The sequence below is a fragment of the Mycobacterium sp. E3198 genome, assembly GCF_001667015.1.
Taxonomy (GTDB): domain Bacteria; phylum Actinomycetota; class Actinomycetes; order Mycobacteriales; family Mycobacteriaceae; genus Mycobacterium.
Window position 1 is genome coordinate 1 of record NZ_LZIS01000067.1, and the last position, 516, is coordinate 516.

The 516-nt window shown below is 69.6% G+C and carries 2 protein-coding genes; one reads left to right on the plus strand and one right to left on the minus strand.

Annotated features, from left to right (window positions below; genetic code table 11):
- Positions 1-285, plus strand: a 285-nt coding sequence (locus tag A5673_RS08185; RefSeq protein ID WP_156748004.1) for a helix-turn-helix transcriptional regulator, incomplete at its 5' end; no start/stop codon positions are given.
- Positions 286-299: 14 nt separating this feature from the next.
- On the opposite strand, the gene A5673_RS08190 is transcribed toward A5673_RS08185, so the two are convergent.
- On the minus strand, positions 300-516 hold a 217-nt coding region (locus tag A5673_RS08190; protein ID WP_156748006.1), incomplete at its 5' end, for a helix-turn-helix transcriptional regulator.

Below are 516 nucleotides of genomic sequence, written 5' to 3' on the forward strand. Positions count from 1 at the left end.
GCCGACACCGACATCGGCATCGGCGACATCGCCGGCGCCACCTACGTCACCCCGCGCGCGATTCAGCTGATGTTCCGGCGCCAGCTCGACACCACGCCCACCGAATACGTGCGGCGCGTCCGGCTGCACCGCGCGCACGACGAGCTGATCGCCGCCGAGCCCTCCAGCAGCACGGTTACCGAGATCGCGCAGCGCTGGGGCTTCGCGCACACGGGCCGGTTCGCCGTGCTGTATCGGCAGACCTACGGTCAGAGCCCGCACGCCACGCTCAAACGGGTGACCTAGCCTCAGTCGCAGCGTCAGTCGCGCAGCGTGGTATGCGGGCTTTGGCCGTAGACCTGGCGGTAGTAGACGGCGAACCGGCCCGTGTGCGCGAACCCCCACCTGGCCGCGACCTGCGCGACGGTCGTATGCGCCCGGTTGGCGGCCAGCAGGTCCTGGTGGGCGTGATGCAGCCGGACCCGGCGCAGGTATTCCATTGGCGTGCAATCGCGGTGGCGACGGAACATCAGCTGA